At 43.1% G+C, this 3848-nt stretch carries 2 protein-coding genes; both read left to right on the top strand.

Annotated elements, in window-relative coordinates:
• Window positions 1–232 precede the first annotated feature (232 nt).
• Window positions 233–637, top strand: coding sequence for a DUF1934 domain-containing protein (locus Q0191_RS09500; protein WP_187759268.1), 405 nt, complete (start codon window positions 233–235; stop codon window positions 635–637).
• 191 nt (window positions 638–828) lie between these two features.
• Window positions 829–3525: a cation-translocating P-type ATPase gene (locus Q0191_RS09495; protein WP_297665957.1), complete on the top strand. Its 2697-nt coding sequence runs from the start codon at window positions 829–831 to the stop codon at window positions 3523–3525.
• Window positions 3526–3848: the final 323 nt, after the last annotated feature.

Raw genomic sequence — 3848 nt, 5'->3', positions numbered from 1 at the left:
GCTGTTTGATGCGGCGCAGCCGTTGAAATTCTTTGGTATTGATTAAATCATAAATGACCTGATGATCCACATGCACATAATTATGGACGGGATCTCGAAATACTTTTTCAACCATAGTCCTATTATATCATAAATGCTCAGTGGGCGAAATTCAAAGCCTGAAGTAGAAAGGAAGAATTCTCAAGAAATTTTTGGTAAAATGGAAGAAAGAAACAAGGAATGTGAGAAAATCATGAAAATTAGAATGAGAAATCAAATCAAATTAGATGAGCAAATGGAGTTGATTGACCAAGTCTACGATGTAGAATGGACACAAAAAGGGGACTATCACTATTTGATTTATCGGAGCGAGGAGCAGGAAAAGGTCGTTCTGAAATTTAATGAAGATAAGCTGACCATGACCCGCTTTTCTGAGCCTAAGACCATTCTTTATTTTATCAAGAATGGTCAGCATGTAGTATCCATCCCGACTCCGCTGGGTGCTCAACAGTTTGTGACGGATACTCAGCACTATCACTTAGATGCAGAAAATCAGGCTTTGGAACTTCACTATGATTTGAAAAGAGGCGACGACGATCAGCTTTTTGCTTCCTATCAGATGAAAATCGAATGGACGGAAGAAAAGTTTGAAAAATAACAGCTCTGCCTTGAAAAATACAAAAATTTTGGTATAATAAATACACTCAAGGGAGTAGCTAACGGTTTTACCGTTACAAGGTCGTCAATACGAAAGAAATTTCCGGCCTTGTATGAAATAGCGAGACTTGTTAATCAACAGGTCTCTTTTTTGTTTATTTTGAAAGAGGCCCATCAAAAGGAGGAGACATTTTGTCAAAAGAACAAAAGCGCCAAGCTTTTTATACGCAAAGTCCTGAGGAAGTTTTGCAAGCAATGGAAGCTTCCGAACAAGGGTTGACTAGCAGCCAAGCCCAGCAACGTTTGGCGGACTACGGTCGCAATGAATTGGAAGAAGGAGAGGAAAAGACTCTCTTGATGAAATTCATTGAGCAGTTCAAGGATTTGATGATTATCATCTTGTTGGTAGCGGCTATCTTGTCTGTTGTGACGTCAGGTGGAGAGGATATTGCAGATGCTATCATTATCCTAGCCGTTGTCATCATCAATGCCATCTTTGGTGTTTATCAAGAAGGTAAGGCTGAAGAAGCCATTGCGGCTCTCAAATCTATGTCCAGCCCAGCTGCGCGTGTTCTGCGTGATGGCCATGTCACAGAGGTTGATTCTAAGGATTTGGTGCCTGGCGATATCGTCAGACTGGAAGCCGGCGATGTTGTCCCAGCAGATATGCGACTTTTGGAAGCTAATTCCCTGAAAATTGAAGAAGCCGCTCTGACAGGGGAGTCTGTGCCAGTTGAGAAAGATTTGACTGTCGACGTAGCTGCAGATGCTGGTATTGGCGACCGGGTCAATATGGCCTTCCAAAACTCCAATGTCACTTATGGACGAGGAGTAGGGGTCGTTGTCAATACAGGGATGTACACCGAAGTCGGCCATATCGCAGGTATGTTGCAAGATGCGGATGAAACCGACACACCGCTCAAGCAAAATCTCAATAGCCTGTCTAAGGTTCTGACCTATGCTATCTTGGTGATTGCTGCGGTGACCTTTGTAGTCGGTGTTTTCATTCAAGGAAAAGATCCGCTTGGTGAACTGATGACATCTGTTGCCTTGGCAGTTGCGGCTATTCCAGAAGGTCTGCCTGCTATCGTTACTATCGTTCTAGCTTTGGGAACACAGGTTCTGGCTAAGCGAAATTCAATTGTCCGTAAATTGCCAGCAGTAGAAACACTTGGTTCAACTGAGATTATCGCTTCAGATAAGACCGGTACCCTGACCATGAATAAGATGACGGTCGAAAAAGTCTTTTACGACGGAGTCCTGAATGAAGCTGGACAAGACATTGAACTTGGTTTGGAGCTGCCGCTCTTACGTTCAGTTGTTTTGGCCAATGATACCAAGATTGACCAGGAAGGCAAGCTAATTGGTGACCCAACAGAAACCGCCTTTATCCAGTATGCCTTGGACAAGGGCTATGATGTTAAAGGATTTTTAGAGAAGTATCCTCGTGTGGCTGAGCTGCCATTTGACTCAGACCGTAAACTCATGTCTACCGTTCACCCATTGCCAGCTGGGAAATTCCTTGTGGCAGTAAAGGGAGCGCCAGATCAACTCTTGAAACGCTGTGTTGCCCGTGATAAGGCTGGAGATATTGCAGCGATCGATGATGCTACTTCACAGTTGATCAAGTCTAATAACTCAGAAATGGCTCACCAAGCTCTGCGAGTGCTGGCTGGTGCCTATAAGATTATTGATGCAGTTCCGACTGACTTAACATCTGAAAACCTAGAAAATGATTTAATCTTTACTGGTTTAATCGGTATGATTGACCCAGAACGTGCAGAAGCGGCAGAAGCTGTTCGCGTTGCTAAAGAAGCTGGTATTCGTCCAATCATGATTACTGGTGACCACCAAGATACAGCTGAAGCGATTGCTAAGCGCTTGGGAATCATTGAAGCAGGAGATACGGAAGACCATGTTCTGACAGGTGCTGAGCTCAATGAACTTTCAGATGAAGAATTCGAAAAGGTTGTTGGCCAATACTCTGTCTATGCCCGGGTTTCTCCTGAGCATAAGGTTCGTATCGTGAAAGCTTGGCAAAACCAAGGTAAGGTCGTTGCCATGACAGGTGATGGTGTCAATGACGCACCAGCTTTGAAGACAGCCGATATCGGTATTGGTATGGGAATCACTGGTACAGAGGTTTCTAAGGGAGCTTCTGACATGATTCTGGCGGATGATAACTTTGCGACCATCATCGTCGCCGTAGAAGAAGGACGCAAGGTCTTCTCGAACATTCAAAAGACCATCCAGTATCTCCTTTCAGCTAATACAGCTGAAGTGCTGACTATCTTCCTGGCTACCTTGTTTGGTTGGGATGTCTTGCAACCGGTTCATCTGCTTTGGATTAACCTAGTAACGGATACTTTCCCAGCTATCGCTCTGGGGGTTGAGCCTGCTGAGCCAGGTGTCATGACTCACAAGCCTCGTGGTCGTAAGTCTAGCTTCTTCTCTGGTGGTGTTATGAGTTCCATCATTTACCAAGGATTGCTACAAGGTGCTCTCGTTCTGTCCGTCTATGGCTATGCTATTGCTAATCCAGTTCATATCGGCGATGTAAAAGCGATCCATGCGGATGCCCTTACCATGGCCTTTGCGACTCTTGGACTTATTCAGCTCTTCCATGCTTACAATGTGAAATCTGTTTACCAATCTATCTTTACAGTTGGACTGTTTAAGTCTAAGACCTTTAACTGGTCTATTCTGGTTTCTTTCATTCTATTGGTTTCAACCATTGTGATTGATCCACTTGAAAAGATTTTCCATGTGACCAAGTTAGATGTGACCCAATGGGCTGTTGTCCTGATCGGCAGTTTCTCTATGATTATCATTGTTGAAATTGTTAAGTTCATCCAACGTAAATTAGGTATGGACAAGAATGCTATTTAATAGCAAAAAGTCATCTTCGGATGGCTTTTTTGCGTAAATATGACTTTGATGGCGGTGGTGGATCTGACCAAAAACCACTTCATTTTCGTGGATAAAGGCTGGGAAGTCTCGAAAAATCTTAGCAACCCATGTCATTATATTACTTTTTTAACAATTCCGTAACAAGCCGCTCCCATTCTTGCCTATCTACTAAAAATTGTATAAAATGAAGGTGCTTCATTATCCGATTAGGCAAATGTCTGAAAATGTGTTATAATAAAATGATATATGAAAAGAGGTATTTATGGACATTTCAGAAATTCGTCAAAAGATTGACGCAAATC

The organism is uncultured Streptococcus sp. (genome assembly GCF_938036805.1).
Taxonomy (GTDB): domain Bacteria; phylum Bacillota; class Bacilli; order Lactobacillales; family Streptococcaceae; genus Streptococcus.
Note: the sequence above shows the minus strand (reverse complement) of the source record. Positions and strands in the feature narration are given on the sequence as shown.

Bases quoted from the DNA above. Each gene is read 5' to 3' on its own strand.
- Q0191_RS09500 (WP_187759268.1), top strand. From the start codon at position 233: ATGAAAATTAGAATGAGAAATCAAATCAAATTAGATGAGCAAATGGAG.